This window comes from Sphingomonas sp. PP-CC-1A-547 (assembly GCF_003610375.1).
In the GTDB taxonomy this organism is placed as follows: domain Bacteria; phylum Pseudomonadota; class Alphaproteobacteria; order Sphingomonadales; family Sphingomonadaceae; genus Sphingomonas.
In genome coordinates this window covers 106,160-122,611 of sequence record NZ_RAPZ01000013.1, presented here as the reverse complement: position 1 = coordinate 122,611, position 16,452 = coordinate 106,160, and the positions used below count along the sequence as shown (strand labels likewise).

The 16,452-nt window shown below is 65.5% G+C and carries 15 protein-coding genes; 7 read left to right on the top strand and 8 right to left on the bottom strand.

The genetic code is table 11. The annotated features are described in order from the left end of the window. Nucleotide 1: 1 nt before the first annotated feature. Nucleotides 2–475, bottom strand: coding sequence for a prepilin peptidase (locus C8J39_RS14030; protein ID WP_120301034.1), 474 nt, complete (start codon nt 473–475; stop codon nt 2–4). Between the two features lie 78 nt (nt 476–553). On the opposite strand from C8J39_RS14030, the gene C8J39_RS14025 reads away from it, so the two are divergent. Both C8J39_RS14025 and C8J39_RS14020 read left to right on the top strand, forming a co-directional pair. After that, complete coding sequence (locus C8J39_RS14025; RefSeq protein ID WP_120301033.1) at nt 554–1,501, top strand: alpha/beta fold hydrolase; 948 nt, start codon at nt 554–556, stop codon at nt 1,499–1,501. Next, nucleotides 1,489–2,589, top strand: coding sequence for an FAD-binding oxidoreductase (locus C8J39_RS14020; RefSeq protein WP_259457559.1), 1,101 nt, complete (start codon nt 1,489–1,491; stop codon nt 2,587–2,589). The genes C8J39_RS14025 and C8J39_RS14020 overlap by 13 nt, the downstream gene beginning before the upstream one ends. A gap of 3 nt (nt 2,590–2,592) precedes the next feature. Here the strand turns inward: C8J39_RS14020 and rnhA are convergent, their stop codons facing one another. From rnhA to ispH, 3 genes are read right to left on the bottom strand one after another with little or no spacing between them, the layout of a single operon-like run. Further along, nucleotides 2,593–3,057, bottom strand: coding sequence for a ribonuclease HI (gene rnhA, locus C8J39_RS14015; RefSeq protein ID WP_056064977.1), 465 nt, complete (start codon nt 3,055–3,057; stop codon nt 2,593–2,595). Next, the gene (thrB, locus tag C8J39_RS14010) at nt 3,054–4,004 is read right to left on the bottom strand and encodes a homoserine kinase (protein ID WP_120301032.1); all 951 of its coding nucleotides are present in this window, start codon (nt 4,002–4,004) and stop codon (nt 3,054–3,056) included. The genes rnhA and thrB overlap by 4 nt, the downstream gene beginning before the upstream one ends. 1 nt (nt 4,005) lies before the next feature. Continuing rightward, entirely contained in the window at nt 4,006–4,962 is a 957-nt protein-coding gene (ispH, locus tag C8J39_RS14005; protein WP_120301031.1) for a 4-hydroxy-3-methylbut-2-enyl diphosphate reductase, read from the bottom strand. A gap of 157 nt (nt 4,963–5,119) precedes the next feature. Here ispH and C8J39_RS14000 point away from each other — a divergent pair, with 157 nt between their 5' ends. Then, nucleotides 5,120–5,722: a hypothetical protein gene (locus C8J39_RS14000; protein WP_056065434.1), complete on the top strand. Its 603-nt coding sequence runs from the start codon at nt 5,120–5,122 to the stop codon at nt 5,720–5,722. Between the two features lie 81 nt (nt 5,723–5,803). Here C8J39_RS14000 and C8J39_RS13995 read toward each other — a convergent pair whose 3' ends face one another. Continuing rightward, complete coding sequence (locus tag C8J39_RS13995) at nt 5,804–6,412, bottom strand: Dps family protein (RefSeq protein WP_120301030.1); 609 nt, start codon at nt 6,410–6,412, stop codon at nt 5,804–5,806. 165 nt (nt 6,413–6,577) lie between these two features. On the opposite strand from C8J39_RS13995, the gene C8J39_RS13990 reads away from it, so the two are divergent. The 3 genes from C8J39_RS13990 (at nt 6,578) to C8J39_RS13980 (ending at nt 11,340) form a co-directional block, all read left to right on the top strand. Next, complete coding sequence (locus C8J39_RS13990) at nt 6,578–7,492, top strand: ROK family protein (RefSeq protein ID WP_056488750.1); 915 nt, start codon at nt 6,578–6,580, stop codon at nt 7,490–7,492. An 87-nt stretch (nt 7,493–7,579) separates the two neighbouring features. Continuing rightward, nucleotides 7,580–9,490 carry a bifunctional diguanylate cyclase/phosphodiesterase gene (locus C8J39_RS13985; RefSeq protein WP_120301029.1) on the top strand — a complete coding sequence of 637 codons (1,911 nt, stop codon included), beginning with the start codon at nt 7,580–7,582 and terminating at the stop codon, nt 9,488–9,490. Continuing rightward, a complete protein-coding gene (locus C8J39_RS13980) occupies nt 9,490–11,340 on the top strand; it encodes a sensor histidine kinase (RefSeq protein ID WP_243650116.1) in 1,851 nt (616 codons plus the stop codon). Before C8J39_RS13985 ends, C8J39_RS13980 begins: the two co-directional genes overlap by 1 nt. Nucleotides 11,341–11,342: 2 nt before the next feature. On the opposite strand, the gene dinB is transcribed toward C8J39_RS13980, so the two are convergent. Beyond that, entirely contained in the window at nt 11,343–12,428 is a 1,086-nt protein-coding gene (dinB, locus tag C8J39_RS13975; protein WP_120301220.1) for a DNA polymerase IV, read from the bottom strand. A 100-nt stretch (nt 12,429–12,528) separates the two neighbouring features. On the opposite strand from dinB, the gene C8J39_RS13970 reads away from it, so the two are divergent. After that, nucleotides 12,529–13,968 (top strand): phospholipase D-like domain-containing protein, encoded by a 1,440-nt coding sequence (locus C8J39_RS13970; RefSeq protein ID WP_120301028.1) that lies wholly within the window; start codon nt 12,529–12,531, stop codon nt 13,966–13,968. Nucleotides 13,969–14,180: 212 nt separating this feature from the next. Here the strand turns inward: C8J39_RS13970 and ctrA are convergent, their stop codons facing one another. Beyond that, nucleotides 14,181–14,882: a response regulator transcription factor CtrA gene (gene ctrA, locus C8J39_RS13965; RefSeq protein WP_056064964.1), complete on the bottom strand. Its 702-nt coding sequence runs from the start codon at nt 14,880–14,882 to the stop codon at nt 14,181–14,183. A 152-nt stretch (nt 14,883–15,034) separates the two neighbouring features. Further along, nucleotides 15,035–16,126, bottom strand: coding sequence for an AI-2E family transporter (locus C8J39_RS13960; protein WP_120301027.1), 1,092 nt, complete (start codon nt 16,124–16,126; stop codon nt 15,035–15,037). Nucleotides 16,127–16,452: the final 326 nt, after the last annotated feature.

The window sequence follows — 16,452 nt, the reverse complement described above, 5'->3', positions numbered from 1 at the left end:
ATCACTGAAACTGGTTAAGGAGTGGTTCGCGCAGCGCGAGAAGGCCGGCGATTGCTATTGCGACGCCGTAGGGGACCTCGATCTGACCGGCGTTCTTCTTGGCACGATGCTCGATCATCATCACGAGCGTGACGAGGCCGCCGACGATCGACATCACCATCAGCATCGACAGGAACGCCGGGAACGGCAGCCACAGCGAGAGCGCGACGATCAGCTTCACGTCGCCGCCGCCCATCATGCCGAAGTGGAAGGCGAGCAGGAACAGAGCGAAGACGATGAGCGCGACGCCGATCTGCAACGCCATGTCGGGCCACGGATCGAGTCCGTTCGCATACCACCACAGCGGCGCCAGCAGAGCGACCGCCGCGGTCTTCCAGTTCGCGATTTCCCGCGTTCGCGCATCCTGGATACCCGCCGAGACCAGCAGGCCACCGAGCACCAGAATCAAAATTGGAAGAGCAATGTTCCATCCCATCGGCTAGTCCCTAACGGACATGGCTTTCGAAAAAGTAACCGTCCCTGGAGAATTTCGAATGGTGGCACGGGTTTGCGCATGACGATCGATCCGCTGGCGGTGCGTCGGACGATTCCCGACGAAGCGCGCATCGGCTATTGGACCGCGCCAGACGGCTGGAAGTTGCGCCGATTCGACTGGCCTGCGCAGGCGCCACGAGGGCGGATTCTGTTCCAGACGGGGCGTGGCGATATCTTCGAGAAATATCTCGAGACGTTCGCGTACCTGCATGCATCGGGTTGGTCGGTGACGGCGTTCGACTGGCGCGGGCAGGGCGGGTCCGGGCGTTTGTCGAGGGACGCGCATGTCGGCCATGCGAGCGACTATGGCGTGTTCGATGCCGACCTCGCGGCGTTCTGGTCGGATTGGACCGCGGAAGCGACGGGCAGCGACCTGCCATGCGTGATACTCGGCCATTCGATGGGCGGGATGATGGTGATGCGTGCGCTCGCCGATCGCACGATCGCGCCCGATGCGGCGATCCTGGTCGCGCCGATGATCGGGTTGAAGGCACCGTTCGGGGCGGCGTTCAGCGCAACGATTGCGCGGTGGATTGCCGGTCGCGGTGACCCGGCGCGTGCGGCGTGGCGCAGCAACGAGCGGCCGGGATCGGTCGCCTCCCGCCAATCGCTGCTGACGCACGACGCCAATCGCTACAGCGACGAAGGCTGGTGGCAGGCCGCGCATCCCGAACTCGTGTTGGGTCCGCCGAGCTGGGCGTGGCTCGCACAGGGGTTCGCGGGCGCTGCAGCGCTTGCGACCGATCCGCGGGTCGAGTCGATCGATACACCCGTGCTGATGCTGATCGCGGAGGCCGACAAGCTGGTCGATCCGCGTGCCGCGCTCCGGCTTGCGGCGCGGTTGCGCAATGCGCAGGTCGTTCGGTTCGGATCGGAATCCGCGCATGAGATCCTCCGTGAGGCTGATGGCGTGCGAGATCGGGCGCTGTCGGCGATCGATTCGTTCCTGGCTGCGTGCGTGGCCTGACGGTGACGGGCGTGTACAACATCGCGATCGTCGGCGCGGGCATGGCGGGGGCGAGCCTAGCCGCGGCGATCGGGTCGCAGGCGCGCGTGCTCGTCCTGGAGGCGGAGGACGCGCCGGGCTATCACGCGACGGGTCGCTCGGCGGCCTTTTGGTCGGAAACTTACGGCGGGCCGGATATCCAGCCGCTGACCACCGCGTCCGGGCCATTGTTGCATGCAGGCGGCCATCTGGCTCCGTTGGGCTCGCTCCACATCGGCCGCGCCGAAGACGAATCGGCGATGGACGGGTTTCTTGCCGAGTTCGCGGATAGCGACGTGCGCCTGGACCGGGTCGATCCCGCCGCCTTCGTGCCCGGCCTTCGCCCGGAATGGACGCTCGGGGTGCAGGAGGCGACCTGTGCCTATATCAACGTCGCCGCGCTCCACGCCGAAAGCATCGCCACCGCGCGCCGTTCCGGCGCGGTCTTCGTAACCGATGCGGCGTTTGCGGGGGCGGCTCGTGCCGCCGGGATATGGACGATCGAGACAAAGGCAGGTGCGTTCCAGGCAAGGACGATCGTCAACGCTGCCGGGGCCTGGGCGGATACGGTCGCAGCGCGGGCCGGCGTGCGCCCGCTAGGTCTGCAGGCGTATCGTCGGACGATGGTGCAAATGCGCACCGATCCCGGCGCGCCTGACGGGATGCCGCACGTCGCCGACCTCGGCGGGCACTTCTATTTCAAGCCCGAGCCCGGCGGTCGGTTGTGGCTCAGCCCGCACGACGAGACGCCGACGGACCCGTGCGACGCCGCCCCTGAGGAGATCGACGTCGCGATCGCGATCGATCGGTTCGAGCAGGTCGTCGACTGGCGAGTCGCGGCGGTCGAGCGACGCTGGGCGGGCCTGCGGACGTTCGCGCCCGATCGCCTGCCGATCTATGGTTTCGACTGCGACGTGCCCGGCTTCTTCTGGTGCGCGGGGCAGGGGGGCTTCGGTATCCAGACCGCCCCCGCGGCTGCGTTGCTCGCCGCCAGCCTGCTGCTCGGCGTCAGTCCCGACCCCGCGGTCGCGGCGATCGATCCCGCCCGCTATTCGCCCGGGCGGTTCTAGCTTCTACTTACGCCCGGCAGCGACCGCGGCATCGCTCGCCAGCTTGTCGGCGCGTTCGTTTTCCGGGTGGCCGGCGTGACCCTTGACCCACTGCCACTCGATCTTGTGCCGCGCCACCGCCGCGAGCAGTGCGTGCCACAGCTCGGCGTTCTTCACCGGCTTCTTGTCGGCGGTCTTCCAGCCATTGCGCTGCCATCCCTTCACCCACTTGGTGAGTCCGTCCATTACGTATTTGCTGTCGGTATACAGCGTCACCGCGCACGGCCGGGTCAGCGCGTTGAGCGCCTCGATCGCCGCGGTCATCTCCATCCGGTTGTTGGTCGTCGGCGTCTCGCCGCCCGACAATTCCTTCTCATGCGCGCCCATGCGGATCACCGCGCCCCAGCCGCCGGGGCCCGGATTGCCCTTGCATGCGCCGTCGGTGAAGATCTCGACCTTGGTGATGGAAACGGGAGCTTCGTCAGTCATGCAAACAGGTCGTCCTTGAGATACGTCTCGAGCCGCCGCCAATAGGCGAGCGGATCCTTGCGCGTCACCAGCGCATCGGCAGGCGTGTTGAGCCAGTCCCACGCCCGCGTCAGCAGGAACCGCAGGCAGGCGCCCCGCGCCAGGATCGGCAGCGCGGCGCGTTCCGCATCGGACAGCGGGAAGCGGCTGGCATAGCCGTCGATCAGCGCCTTGCCGATCGCCGGGTCGTAATTCTCGCCATTGCCGTCGAACGCCCACGACGTGTGCATGACCGCCAGATCATAGGCGCGGATGTCGGTGCAGGCGAAATAGAAGTCGATCACCCCGGTCACGCGGTCGCCGAGCATCAGCACGTTGTCGGGAAACAGGTCCGAATGGATCGCCGCCATCGGCAGGTCGCGCGGCCATTCCGCCAGGACCGCCGTCAATGCCGCCTCGGTTCGGTCGAACAGCCCCGGTTCGATCGTGTCGATGTCGCGGCCGCAGCGCTCCAGGAACGGTCGCCACGTATCCGCGCCGAGCGGGTTGGGGCGGACCTGGTCGAACCTGGCGAGGCTCGCGTGCATCTGCCCCATCGCCGCACCCGCCGCAAACGCCTGCGCTGCGGTCGGATGCGATACCGAAACCCCGGTCAGGAACTCGATCAGGCATGCCGATCGTCCGGCGAGCTGCTGGATCGCCACGCCATCGCGGTCGGGCAACGCCCGCGGTACTGGATTGTCGTCGGCCGCGAGATGATCGAGCATGTCGAGGAAGAACGGCAGGTCGTCGGTCGACGTCCGTTCCTCGTACAGCGTCAAGATGAAGCGGTCGGCGGTCGTCTCGACGAGGTAGTTGCTGTTCTGCACGCCCTCCGCAATGCCCTTGGCGGACAGGAGTTCGCCCCGATCGTAGCGCGCGAGGAACGCGCCCAGCGCCTCCGCCGATACCTGCGTGTAGACCGCCATGCTAGGCGGCCGCCTCCAGTCCGCGTGGCAGCTTGAACGCGATCGTCTCGCGGTTCGTCTCGACTTCGCGCTCGCTCACCGTGAAGCGCTCCGACAGCCGATCGACCAGTTCGCGGACCAGCAATTCAGGCGCCGAAGCGCCGGCCGTGATGCCCAGCGTGCCGACGCCCGCCAGAAAATCCCAGTCGAGCTCGCTTGCGCGCTGGATCAGCATCGCCGGCGTACCCTCGCGCTCGGCGACCTCGACCAGCCGCACCGAGTTGGACGAGTTCGGCGCGCCGATCACCAGCACCGCATCGACGCTGTGCGCGATCGCCTTCACCGCGGTCTGGCGGTTCGACGTCGCGTAGCAAATGTCCTCGCCCCGCGGCGGCAACATTTGCGGGAAGCGGCGCTGCAACGTCGCCACGACGGCAGCGGTATCGTCGACCGACAGAGTCGTCTGCGTCAGGAAGGCGAGGTTGGTGTGATCAATCGGCATGAACACTTCGGCGTCCTCGACCGTCTCGATCAGCGACATCGCGCCCGCCGGAACCTGTCCGAACGTGCCGATCACCTCGGGATGCCCGGCATGGCCGATGAAGACGATATGACGCCCCTGCGCGACCAGTCGCTCGGCCTGGCGGTGGACCTTCGACACCAAAGGGCAGGTCGCATCGAGATATTCGAGCCCGCGATTCTGTGCATCGAGCGGCACCGACTTAGGTACGCCGTGCGCCGAGAACACGACCGGCGCGCCATCGGGTACCTCGTTCAGTTCCTCGACGAAGATCGCGCCCTGCGCCTTCAGCGTGTCGACGACGAACTTGTTGTGGACGATCTCGTGGCGGACATAGACCGGCGCCCCGTGTTTCTCGATCGCCAGTTCGACGATCCGGATTGCGCGGTCGACGCCTGCGCAAAAGCCTCGGGGTGCTGCGATCAACAGTTCGAGCGGCGGCTTGTCGATTGGGCTCATGATGCCACGCCTCTACGCGATTGCTTGCCTGGACGATAGCCGGTTCCTATGGTGCGCCGCGACAGGGGCCGCTTGCGACATGCGGTGGCCCTTTCGCTCGTTCGAGAAGGTAAGCGTCGCCGTGAAAGCCCCTATCCTAGCCGTTTCTGCGTGTGCGATCTTGTTGAGCGGGTGCGCCGGCAAGGGCGAAGTCGATGCGACCGGCGGCATTTCCGCAGTCCGCTCGGTCTGCCCGCCCGTGGCGATCCCGGCAGCGACCGGCGACATCACGCTGTTCGATCCGGTCACCAGCCGCGACCAGGCGGCGATCGACGTCGCCGGCTTCATGACCAACGTCCGATCGACCTGCGCGGATGCGACCGACCAGGTCGTGACCAACGTGACGTTCGACATCCGCGCTCGTCGGACGCGGACCGAGGCGGCGCGCGACGTGACGTTGCCGTATTTCATCACCGTCGTGCGCGGCGGCAGCGCGGTTGTCGCCAAGCGCATCGGCCGGGTGGCGTTGCACTTTGCCGCCGGACAAGCGCTGGCATCGGCGTCGGCCACGACGACGGCAACGGTATCGCGGGCTGCGGCCACCTTGCCGGAAGACGTTCGGGAAAAGCTGACCCGCAAGCGCAAGGCAGGCGATCAGGACGCTGCGGTCGATCCGCTGAGCACGCCGGAAGTTCGCCAGGCCGTGCTGCGTGCGAGCTTCGAGGCGCTGGTCGGGTTCCAGCTCACCGACGATCAGTTGAAGTATAACGCCACGCGCTGAGCACGTCGGGCGAGCTATCGCCCACGGCATTGCCGGAACGAAAGTACGGCCCCCTCTTCGCATGAAGAGGTGGCCGTAATCTTACTTGTCGCTGCGGACCAGTTCGGTCGCGGCGAGGTGCTCTGCCAGGAACCACACCTGCGGTTCGTGCGTGCGGATGATGTTGCTCACCAGCAGATCGTTGGTGCCGTCGTCACCTGATTCGTCGGCAGCTTCGGCGCCTTCATGGGCCTGACGCAGGATGATCTCATGCGCTTCGAGCAGGCGCGCAAGCTGCGTCGGGACGTCTTCGCGACCCTTGGGCGGGCGGGGGATCGTCGTCATCTCCGCAACATCGTGCGACATCGCGATCGAGATACCGCCAAGCGCCATGATGCGTTCGGCGATCAGATCGACGAGTGCTGCCTGCTCTTCGTAATGCTTGTCGAGCAGCAGATGCAGTTGGTAAAATGTTGCGCCCGACATCTGCCAGTGATGCTTCTTGTACATATCGCGGATCGTCATCGTGTCCGCGAGCACCTGGTTCAGCGTCGCGACGCTCTGGGCACGGGCATTGTCCTCAAGTGCGATCGGCAGGCTCTTCAGCGTGCCAAAGGGTTGGATCTCGCGATACTCGACCTTGTACTGGGGCTGTGCCTCGACCGAAACATCGGTGTCCGCCTTGATCAGCTTCGCGGGTTTCTTCGCCATTCGGAATTCCTGTCTGTTCGGGTGAACTCGACCGGCATAACGCACGAACGGACGGATCGACAGCAGATCAAATCCTCGTTCACCGTGATCGTCAGAACCGACCTGCTCTTGACTGGACGGCGTCGGCGAAGGAAGCGGGCGCGGTAAACGTGTTGGGAGTTGAGGATGACGGAAGCACCGCTGGTCGCAGGTATCGAACTTGGCGGCACCAAATGCATCTGCATTCTTGCGCGCGGACCCGACCAGATCGAGGAAACCGTGCGGATACCGACTACGCGCCCCGAAGAGACGCTGGCCGCGATCGAGGCGGTGCTCGACCGGTGGAGTGGCTTCGTGGCGATCGGTATCGCGAGCTTCGGGCCGGTTTCGATCGATCGCCATTCGGGCGATTACGGCCATATCACTTCGACGCCCAAGCCGGGCTGGGCGGGAACCGACATCGCGGGACGGCTGAGCCGGCGCTACGGCGTGCCGACCGGCTTTCACAGCGACGTCGTCGGCGCGGCGCTAGCCGAGGCGTTCTGGGGAGCGGCGAAGGGTTTGCCGGACATCGCCTATGTCACGGTCGGCACCGGAGTCGGCGCCGGCATGATCGCAGGCAACCGGCCGGTCGATGGCCTGACGCATTCCGAACTCGGGCATATCCGCCCCGCTCGGTTCCAGGGTGACGACTGGATCGGCAATTGCCCATTCCACGGCGCGTGCATCGAGGGACTGGTCGCGGGACCGGCCATTGCGGCACGGATCGGATTTCCCGCCGACGAAGCGCCTGCGGAGCATCCGGTTTGGGATAACGTCGCCGATGCGCTCGGGCAGCTCTGCCATACGCTTGTGCTCACCGGCATCCCGCGCCGCATCGTCATGGGCGGTGGCGTGATGGGGGCATCGCACCTGTTCCCGCGTGTTCGTGCAGCAATGACGCGCAGCCTCGGCGGGTACATCACGCTGCCCGAGGTCGCGCTGGTCGACACGTTCATCGTGCCGCCCGCGTTAGGCAACAACGCCGGGCCGCTTGGCGCAATCGTGCTGGGTGCTCAAGCACTTGGACATAAGTTACAAACATCGTTCACAGCGTCTTAACTGCTTTAGGTTGCTATCCTTCGTAACGATGAAGGCACTTGGCGTACCGCAAGCCACGGATGCGGTGGCCAGTGAGGAACTGTATCGATGCGCATTCTGATCGTGGACGACGAGCCAGCGATGCATGACAGCTACCGGCGCAGCTTCGCCGGTCAGCGATCGGAGAGCGGCGAGGCGCTCGGCGCGATGGCGGCGGACCTGTTTGGAGGGAACGCCGGCGATCTGCGCCGCGGGGACATCGCGGGCTTCGTGCTGACGCATGCGCACCAAGGACTGGACGCGGACGCGGACGTCGCGCGGGCGTTGGCGGACGGCGAACCTTTCGCCGTCGCGTTCATCGATATCCGCATGCCACCCGGTATCGACGGGCGCGAGACGGCGCAGCGCATCCGGGCGCTCGACCCGGAGATCAACCTCGTCATCGTTACCGGCTTTTCCGATTTCTCGCCGATCGAGATCAGCAAGGTCGCAGGACCCGCCGACAAGATCTTCTACATCGCCAAGCCGTTCGAGGTCGCCGAGGTCACGCAGACCGCGACGGCGCTTGCGAAACGGTGGGAAATCGATCGCGAGTTGAAGGCGGCCCGCGTCACGTTGGCCGCGCAGGTTGTTCAACTCGAAGAGCAGAGCGCCGAGCTTGCGGCGAACGAGAGTCGCGCGGTGCATATGGCGACGCACGATTCGCTGACCGACGCGCCGAACCGGCTCGCGTTCCTGCGCGCGCTTGCCGAGCGGACGCGTGCGGCGGGACTGTTCGCGACGGTCATGGTCGATCTGGATCGCTTCAAGCTGGTCAACGATACGCTTGGCCATCTGGCAGGCGACGCGCTGATCCGTGAGATCTGCACGATTCTGCAACGATCGGCGCCGGAGGGAGCATTGGTGGCCCGGCTCGGCGGGGATGAGTTCGGCATCCTGTTCGAGACGTCCGGCGAGGCGGCGGGCGTCATGGCATGCGAGCGTGTCGTCGCGGCGTGCTCGGTCAGCCTGCAGGTGTTCGGCAATTCGGTGCAGGGCGGGGCGTCGGCGGGCGTGGTTGTCAGCGAGGGTGGGCAGGGCCGCGATCCGGTGGATGTCATGCGACGGTCCGATCTCGCCCTCAACGACGCCAAGCGTGGTGGGCGAGGGATCGTCCGCCTGTTCGACGAAAGCATGGACGAAGGCATCCGCTTTCGCCGGCGGGTCGAGGGTGGGCTGAGCCAGGCGATCGCGAAGGGCGAACTGAGTTTGGTCTATCAACCGATCGTGTCGCGCGACGCGGTCGAGGTGATCGGTTTCGAGGCGCTCATCCGCTGGAACACCGACGAATATGGCGCGATGAGTCCGAGCACGTTCATTCCGATCGCCGAGGAATCGAACCTGATCCACGAGCTGGGCGACTGGGTGCTGGGCGAAGCGCTCGACGTCCTGAAGCAATGGCCCGGTCAGTATGTCTCGGTCAATTTCTCGCCGCGCCAGTTTCGCCGTCATAATTTCGTCGGGCACATGATGGAGAGCGTCGAGCGCGCCGGGATCGAGCCTGCACGATTGCAGATCGAGATCACCGAGACCGCGATCTTCGACGATGCCGAACGCGCTGCGGAAACGCTCTACAAGCTGCGCCAGATGGGGTTTCGGATCGCGCTCGACGATTTCGGGACGGGGTATTCGAGCCTGTACAACATCCGCAAGTTCGCGCTCGATTGCCTGAAGATCGACCGCTCGTTCATCGATGGGATGGGTCGGGAGCGCGAAAGCGCGGCGATCGTGCATTCGATCATCCATCTTGGCCGCGCGCTGGGGCTGGGCGTGATTGCGGAAGGCGTCGAGACCGACGCGCAGGTCCAGGCGCTCAAGCTGGCTGGAGCGAGCCACTTCCAGGGCTATTTCTACTCGCGCCCGGTTGCCGCGGATGTTGCGCTCGAGATGGCAAACGCGCGCTATCTCGGCGGCGAAGACGATATTGCTGGCGACGGACCGACGGCACCGCGGCAATTGGGCAACGGAATGTTGAACTGATGCCGACGGTCGGGATGGGTCGCGTTCCGGCCACGCTCGGCCGGCAATTCGGCGAGATGCGGCGGCCTGCGTCGCTCGGTGCGAAACTCGTGCTGATCATGACGGGCGTCGCGCTGTGCGGGACAGTCGCGATCACGGTGTTGCTGGCGTCGATCATCACGCCGAGCTTTACCAAGCTGGAAGACGCGGCGATTGCGGGGCAAGTCGAACGGACACGTGCGGTGCTGACCAGATACGCTGCCGAGGTCCAGGCGGAGGCACGAGATCGCCGCGATGCAGCGAAGCTGTCCGGGGCTCAGCTTGCGCCCAATAGTCGCGCTGCGCCGGTCACGCGACTACTCCCCGCCGATGGTTTCGCCGAGATTGCCGTGGACGGCCGTATCGCCCTCGCTGGATGGAGTGGATCGTCGGGTTCGAATCTGCGGGGGCCGTGGGTATCGGTGCTCGATCGTACCGACTTCGCACGCGTGCTTGGCGGTCGGCGCTCGGCTCGGTTCTATGCGCGGTTGGGGAAGAGCGTCGCAGCGGTCGGCGTCGCGCGCATGGACGGTTCGAGCATCGCCGATACCGAACTAGACTATGTCGTTGTCGCGCGCGTGATAACCGCCAAGCAGATTTCGGAGGCTTTGGGTGTCGACGCGACGTTAGACGTCGGTTCCAGCAGTTCGGAGGTGGCGACCTATCGAGGGTCGAGAGCGGCAATTGCCGTGCCACTGATCGGCGCCGATGGGCGCGCCGTGGCAACAACCCGGTTTGCCGTGCCAAGTAATGCAACGCGGCTCGGCAGGCGCGTGCTGGTGTTTGCGATCGCAGGATCCACCGTGCTTCTGCTGTTCGTGCTCATCGTGCTGCGTCGTCTCATTGCGCAACTCGTCCTGCGTCCATTGCTGCGCATCGAAAATCATATGCGGCGGGTTCGCGCGTCGGGATCGCTTACGCTGCTCGAAGAGGACGAGCGGCGCGACGAGATCGGCTCGCTCGGGCGCAACTTCAACGCGATGTTGCAGCAGTTGAAGGATCTACGCGAACAGATCGGCGTGCAGTCGTTCGATCTCGGGCGGAGCGAGAGTGCTGTGGCGGTGATGCACAACGTCCGCAACGCGCTGAACCCGATCAGCACGATCCTCAGCCGCGAGATCGCGCAGGTACCGCCGATCGACCGCGCTACGCTCGATCGGGCAATCGACGAACTGGCGCGAGGCGATGTTTCCGACGAACGCCGCGAGAAGCTGGCCGCGTTCGTCACCGCGGCGATCGACGCGGAAGCCGCCAATCGCGAATCCACCCGTCACGAACTCAGCATCGGCCGCGAGGCGATGGGTCATGTGCTCGAGATCATCGGGCAGCAGCAGCAGGGCGCGCACGAACGTCCGGCGCTGGAGATATGCGACGTCACCGCGATCATCGCGCGCAATTCGACGATCGTCCGCTATCTAGACGGCGCTTCGATCGCGTTCGGGTTTCCCGCGGGACCCAATCTGGTCATGGCGAACCGGCTGATCCTGAGCCAGGTGATCGGCAACCTATTCGCCAATGCGGCCGAATCGATCGTCGCGCGGGGAACCGGCAGCGGATCGATCGTTACCGCCATCGAGCAGGGCGACGGCCGTGTGACGATCGAGATTCGCGACGATGGCGAGGGGATCACGCCTGAGGTCGCGGCGACGCTGTTTCACCGGGGCTTCTCGACGCGCGCGCACAAGTCGGGCGGGCTGGGACTGCACTGGTGCGCCAATTCGGTGAACGCGATGCAGGGTTCGCTGCGTTTGGAAAGCGAAGGGCCGGGACAAGGCGCGGTTGCGATCCTGACGCTGCTGGCGCCCGATGCAGGGGGCGCCGACGCCAGTTGAACCTACAACAGGCTAGGCTGTATTTCGTCGTCTTCGCCCATGATGCCCGACAACGTGAGCCCTAGCAGGCGCACGCCGTCCGGCACGGGCAGTTGCGCCATCAGCAGGTCGAGGCCCGCCGCCAGGAATGCAGCCTTGTCCGTGACCGGCGCCTGCGACGATCGTGCACGCGTGATCGTGCGGAAGTCCGCGTGGCGCAGCTTGAGCGTGACCGTGCGACCGCGGGTGCCGTGCCGTTCGATCCGCACCCAAGCCGCATCCGCCACTCGGTGCAGCGCCGCCCGCAAATCCTCCGCGGTCGTCAGGTTCGTCTCGAACGTCCGTTCCGCGCCGACCGACTTCGCAGCCCGGTTGACGCGCACGGGCCGGTGATCGATGCCGCGCGCCGCACCGTAGAGATAGTCCGCATAGCTGCCGAAATGCGCCTGGAGGAACGCGAGCGTCATGCCGTAGAGGTGCGCGCCGGTGAGGATGCCGAGCCGTTCCATCTTCTGCGCGGTCACCGGCCCGACGCCGTGGAAGCGCTTGACCGGCAGCGACTGGACGAACGCCGCGCCGCGCTTCGGCGTGATGATGCAGATGCCGTCGGGCTTGTTCTGGTCCGAGGCGAGCTTGGCGATGAACTTGTTGTAGCTCACCCCGGCGGACGCGGTGAGGCCGGTATCCGCCTTGATCCGCGCGCGGATTTCCTCCGCGATCGCGGCGGCCGTGCCGAGCCCGCGGATATCTTCGGTGACGTCGAGATACGCCTCGTCGAGCGACAGCGGCTCGATCAGGTCGGTATAGTCGGCGAAGATCGCGCGAATCCGGTCCGAGACTTCGCGGTACACGTCGAACCGAGGGGGCACGAACACGAGGTCGGGACATTTTCGGATCGCGGTGACCGACGGCATCGCGCTGCGAACGCCGAACGCGCGCGCCTCGTAGCTTGCCGCCGCCACTACGCCCCGCGCGCGCGATCCGCCGACCGCCACTGGGCGGCCCTTCAGCGAGGGATCGTCGCGCTGTTCGACCGACGCGTAGAAGGCGTCCATGTCGACATGGATCACCTTGCGCTGCGCCGGCGGCTGGGTAGGAGGAGCGGTCATCGTCATCCCAGATAGGGCGGCAGGGCGCGACGATACAGGGCATTCACGCAACCAAACCGCGCGCCACGCATATCAGTCGGCAACGGACGAAGGGACACCGATGCAGGTTGGGACGGAGTGCTGGCGGATCGAACGCGCCGAGCGGATGGCGGTGATCGTCGATGCGGCGGACTATTTCCGGACGGCGCGCGTCGCGATGCTGGGAGCGAAGCGCCGCATCCTGCTGATCGGCTGGGACTTCGATGCGCGTATTTCGCTCGAGCCGGGCGTCGATCGGCCGGGCGAACCCAGGACGCTGGGCGCGTTCATGCACTGGCTGGTCGAGCGCGAACCCGAACTCGAGATTTTCGTGCTGCGCTGGGACACCGGGGCGATCAAGTCGCTGTTCCGCGGGTCGACGCTGTTTACGATGCTCAAGTGGATGCGGCACAAGCGGATTCATACCAAGCTCGACGGGCATCATCCGACCGCGGCGTCGCATCACCAGAAGATCGTCATCATCGACGATGCGCTGGCCTTCTGCGGGGGGATCGACATGACCGGGGACCGCTGGGACACGCGCGAGCACCGCGACGGCGATCTGCACCGCGTCCAGCCATCGGGCAAGCCGTACAAGCCGTGGCACGACGCAATCAGCGCGGTGCAGGGCCCCGTCGCACATGCGCTGGGCGAACTGTTCCGCCGGCGCTGGCGGCTGGCGGGGGGCAAGCCGATGGCGGCAGGCGTGCCGGGCGGGACGTTCTGGCCCGAGGGGCTGGCGGTGGATTTCCGTGACGTCGACGTAGGCATAGCGCGGACCGAGCCGGAAATGTCGGACCAGGCGCCGGTGTACGAGAGCGAGGCGCTGTTCCTGGGGCAGATCGCCCGCGCGAAGAAGCATCTGTATATCGAGAGCCAGTATTTCGCGTCGCGTAAGGTGGCGGAGGCGGTGGCGCGGCGGCTCGACGAGGCGGATGGGCCAGAGATCGTCATCATCAACCCGACCGTGGCGCAGGGCTGGCTGGAGCCGTTGGCGATGGACACCGCGCGGGCGCGGTTGATGGAGGCGCTGCACCGACGCGACGCGCACCGGCGGCTGCGGATGTATCATCCGTACACCAAGGACGGCGCACCGATCTATTGCCACGCCAAGATCCTGATCGCGGACGACGACGTGTTCCGGTTGGGGTCTTCGAACGTCAACAATCGTTCGCTGCGGCTCGATACGGAGTGTGACCTCGCGATCCGGGCTGTCGACGCTGCGACCTCGAAGGCTGTTGCGGCGATCCGGGACGGGTTGATGGCGGAGCATCTCGGTGTCGCGGTGGATGTGGTCAGTGCGATGATCGCCGAGACGGGCTCGTTGATCGAGACGATCGAGCGGTTGCGTCAGGACCGGGGCGGCGTGAGCAAGACGCTGCGGTGTTACGAGGTGCCCGATCTGACTGCGGTCGAGGCTTGGTTGGCGGATAACGAGGTGCTCGATCCGGAAGGCCCTCAGGAGATGTTCGAGTCGCTCAGCAAGCGGGGGCTGTTCCGACGGTGGCGGCGGAAAACTTAGGGTGGATTTCAGTATCCTCCCCCGCAAGGGGGAGGTGGCGCCGTAGGCGACGGAGGGGGAGGATGCGCAACCGACGTTTCGCTTTCCCCCCCCTCCGTCTGGCAAGGGCCAGCCACCTCCCCCTGGCGGGGGAGGATTTGGAACCCCGAGAAATAGAAAAGGCCGCGGCACCCCCCGATGCCGCGGCCTTCGTGCTCCCGAAAACTGGGGATTTACGCGACCTGGGATTCGAGCACTTCGTCGGGCTCGCGCAGCACGTAGCCGCGACCCCAGACGGTCTCGATGTAATTCTCGCCGTCGCACGCGAGGCTGAGCTTTTTCCGCAGCTTGCAGATGAAGACGTCGATGATCTTCAACTCGGGCTCGTCCATCCCGCCGTAAAGGTGGTTGAGGAACATTTCCTTGGTTAAGGTCGTGCCCTTGCGGAGCGAGAGCAGCTCCAGCATCGCATATTCCTTGCCGGTCAGGTGAACGCGGCTGCCATTGACCTCGACCGTCTTCGCATCGAGGTTGACCGCCAGCTTGCCGGTGCGGATGACCGACTGGCTGTGACCCTTCGAGCGACGGACGACGGCGTGGATGCGCGCGATCAGTTCCTCGCGGTGGAACGGCTTGGTGACATAGTCGTCGGCGCCGAAGCCGAAGCTCCGGACCTTAGAGTCCATCTCGTTGACGCCCGACAGGATCAGCACCGGCGTCGCGACGCGGGCGACGCGCAGGCGCTTGAGCACGTCGTAACCGTGCATGTCGGGCAGGTTCAGGTCGAGCAGAATGATGTCGTAATCATACAGCTTGCCCAGATCGAGGCCTTCTTCCCCGAGATCGGTGATGTAGACGTTGAACCCTTCGGTCGTCAGCATCAGCTCGATAGCCTTGGCCGTCGTCGGCTCGTCCTCGATCAGCAGCACTCGCATGCGTCGTCCCCTGTTCGCGAGACCGCCCGACACCCCATGTCAGCAGCTCGACTTCCATTCATTAACCACACAACATCTGAAGGCAAAAGGTTAATTTCGGACTAAGGTTGACGCGACGAATTGGTCGGATCGCCGCCGAGCAGTTGTATTCTTTACAAATCTTCGGCCGGGGGGCTCGGCGTCAGGTCGGGGCCGAGCAACGTCCGGTGGACCGTCTTCGGGATATCCTCGCCGAGAACCTCGCGCAGATACAGGCTGCGGACGAGCGTGAAGATCACCACCAGCAATGCGGCCGAGAAGAACAAGCCGAACAGGCCGAAGATCGTGCCGATGCCGATGATCGCGAACACCGTGATCGCAGGCGGGATCGAGATCACGCGGTTCTGTACGTACGGCGTGATGAAATTGGTCTGCACGAGCCGCACGACGGCATAGGTGACGAGCGTGCCGACGATCGACGAGGTGCCCTGCGTCGCGGCGAGGCCGAGCGCCGGGATCATCGCCGCGGTGGGGCCGATATACGGAATGAATTCGGACAATCCGGCGAGCAGGCCGAGCGCGGCGGCGCTGGGGACGTCCGACAACCAGAGCCCGATGCCGACCAGGATCCCCATCGTCGTCATCAGGATCAGCGACGAGCCGAGCCACAGCCGCAGCGTCGAGCCCACGTCGAACAGCGCATCCTCGACTGCGGCCCGCTTCGAGCGTGGGATCAGCAGCAGGAAGCCGCGTTCGTACACTTTGGGATCGGCGGCGAAGAACAGCGCGCCGACCAGCAGCAACAGGCAGTTGAGCACGAGTTCGCCCGCGCCGGTCACGAGTCCGCCGACGTCCTGCGCGACCTTCGACCCGGCATAGGCCTGTTGCACGGCATCGACGAGCTTCGCGCCGACCGCACTTTGCGAGAGATACGCGGCGAGTTGGTCGAGCAGCGCCGGCGTCTGGGCGATCAGGACGTTGACCTGGCTGCGGAACTGCACGCCGAACAACCAGACCAGGAACGCGATGACGCCGAGCACGGTGGCGATGCCGAGGCCGAGCGCGGGCTTTCGCGGAACGCGGAGATGGTCGCGGTAGAGATCGGCGATCGCGTGGATGACGATCGCGCCGAGCATCGACCCGAAGGCGAGGATGAGCAGGTCGCCGGCCTTGTAGAGCGCCGCGACGACCGCGACGATCACGATGGTCAGGATGACGCGGCGGATGAAGCGCGAATCGTCTGCATCGGGGGCCAGGCGGTTCATGCTGCGGCCCGCCGAAAAGCTGGAAGTTCACAAAGTGCACACGCTGGCGCGGTTTGTGCGGAGTGTGCACTTCCGGCTTTTGGAGCCGATCCTTGGCCGGATCGGGGGTGGTTTTGCGAGGGTGGCGGGGCGATCATCTTGCGACCGTGGCAGATCGTCGCAGCGTAGGACAGCCGTTCCAAGGACTTAAGGTACGTTCCTGAAACGACACTCGCTGATCCTCCCCCGCCAAGGGGAGGTGTCGCCGAAGGTGACGGAGGGGGAGGACACGCAACGGCAGTCATCGCCTTCCTCCCCCTTCGTCTGGCAAGTGCCAGCCACCTCCC

What these genes read in the sequence shown, in the direction of transcription:
- rnhA (WP_056064977.1), bottom strand. Translation starts at nt 3,057, where the DNA reads ATGACTGACGAAGCTCCCGTTTCCATCACCAAGGTCGAGATCTTCACC.
- C8J39_RS13985 (WP_120301029.1), top strand. Translation starts at nt 7,580, where the DNA reads ATGCGCATTCTGATCGTGGACGACGAGCCAGCGATGCATGACAGCTAC.
- C8J39_RS13990 (WP_056488750.1), top strand. Translation starts at nt 6,578, where the DNA reads ATGACGGAAGCACCGCTGGTCGCAGGTATCGAACTTGGCGGCACCAAA.
- C8J39_RS13980 (WP_243650116.1), top strand. Translation starts at nt 9,490, where the DNA reads ATGCCGACGGTCGGGATGGGTCGCGTTCCGGCCACGCTCGGCCGGCAA.
- C8J39_RS14025 (WP_120301033.1), top strand. Translation starts at nt 554, where the DNA reads ATGACGATCGATCCGCTGGCGGTGCGTCGGACGATTCCCGACGAAGCG.
- dinB (WP_120301220.1), bottom strand. Translation starts at nt 12,428, where the DNA reads ATGACCGCTCCTCCTACCCAGCCGCCGGCGCAGCGCAAGGTGATCCAT.
- C8J39_RS13995 (WP_120301030.1), bottom strand. Translation starts at nt 6,412, where the DNA reads ATGGCGAAGAAACCCGCGAAGCTGATCAAGGCGGACACCGATGTTTCG.
- C8J39_RS14030 (WP_120301034.1), bottom strand. Translation starts at nt 475, where the DNA reads ATGGGATGGAACATTGCTCTTCCAATTTTGATTCTGGTGCTCGGTGGC.
- C8J39_RS13960 (WP_120301027.1), bottom strand. Translation starts at nt 16,126, where the DNA reads ATGAACCGCCTGGCCCCCGATGCAGACGATTCGCGCTTCATCCGCCGC.
- ctrA (WP_056064964.1), bottom strand. Translation starts at nt 14,882, where the DNA reads ATGCGAGTGCTGCTGATCGAGGACGAGCCGACGACGGCCAAGGCTATC.
- ispH (WP_120301031.1), bottom strand. Translation starts at nt 4,962, where the DNA reads ATGAGCCCAATCGACAAGCCGCCGCTCGAACTGTTGATCGCAGCACCC.
- thrB (WP_120301032.1), bottom strand. Translation starts at nt 4,004, where the DNA reads ATGGCGGTCTACACGCAGGTATCGGCGGAGGCGCTGGGCGCGTTCCTC.
- C8J39_RS13970 (WP_120301028.1), top strand. Translation starts at nt 12,529, where the DNA reads ATGCAGGTTGGGACGGAGTGCTGGCGGATCGAACGCGCCGAGCGGATG.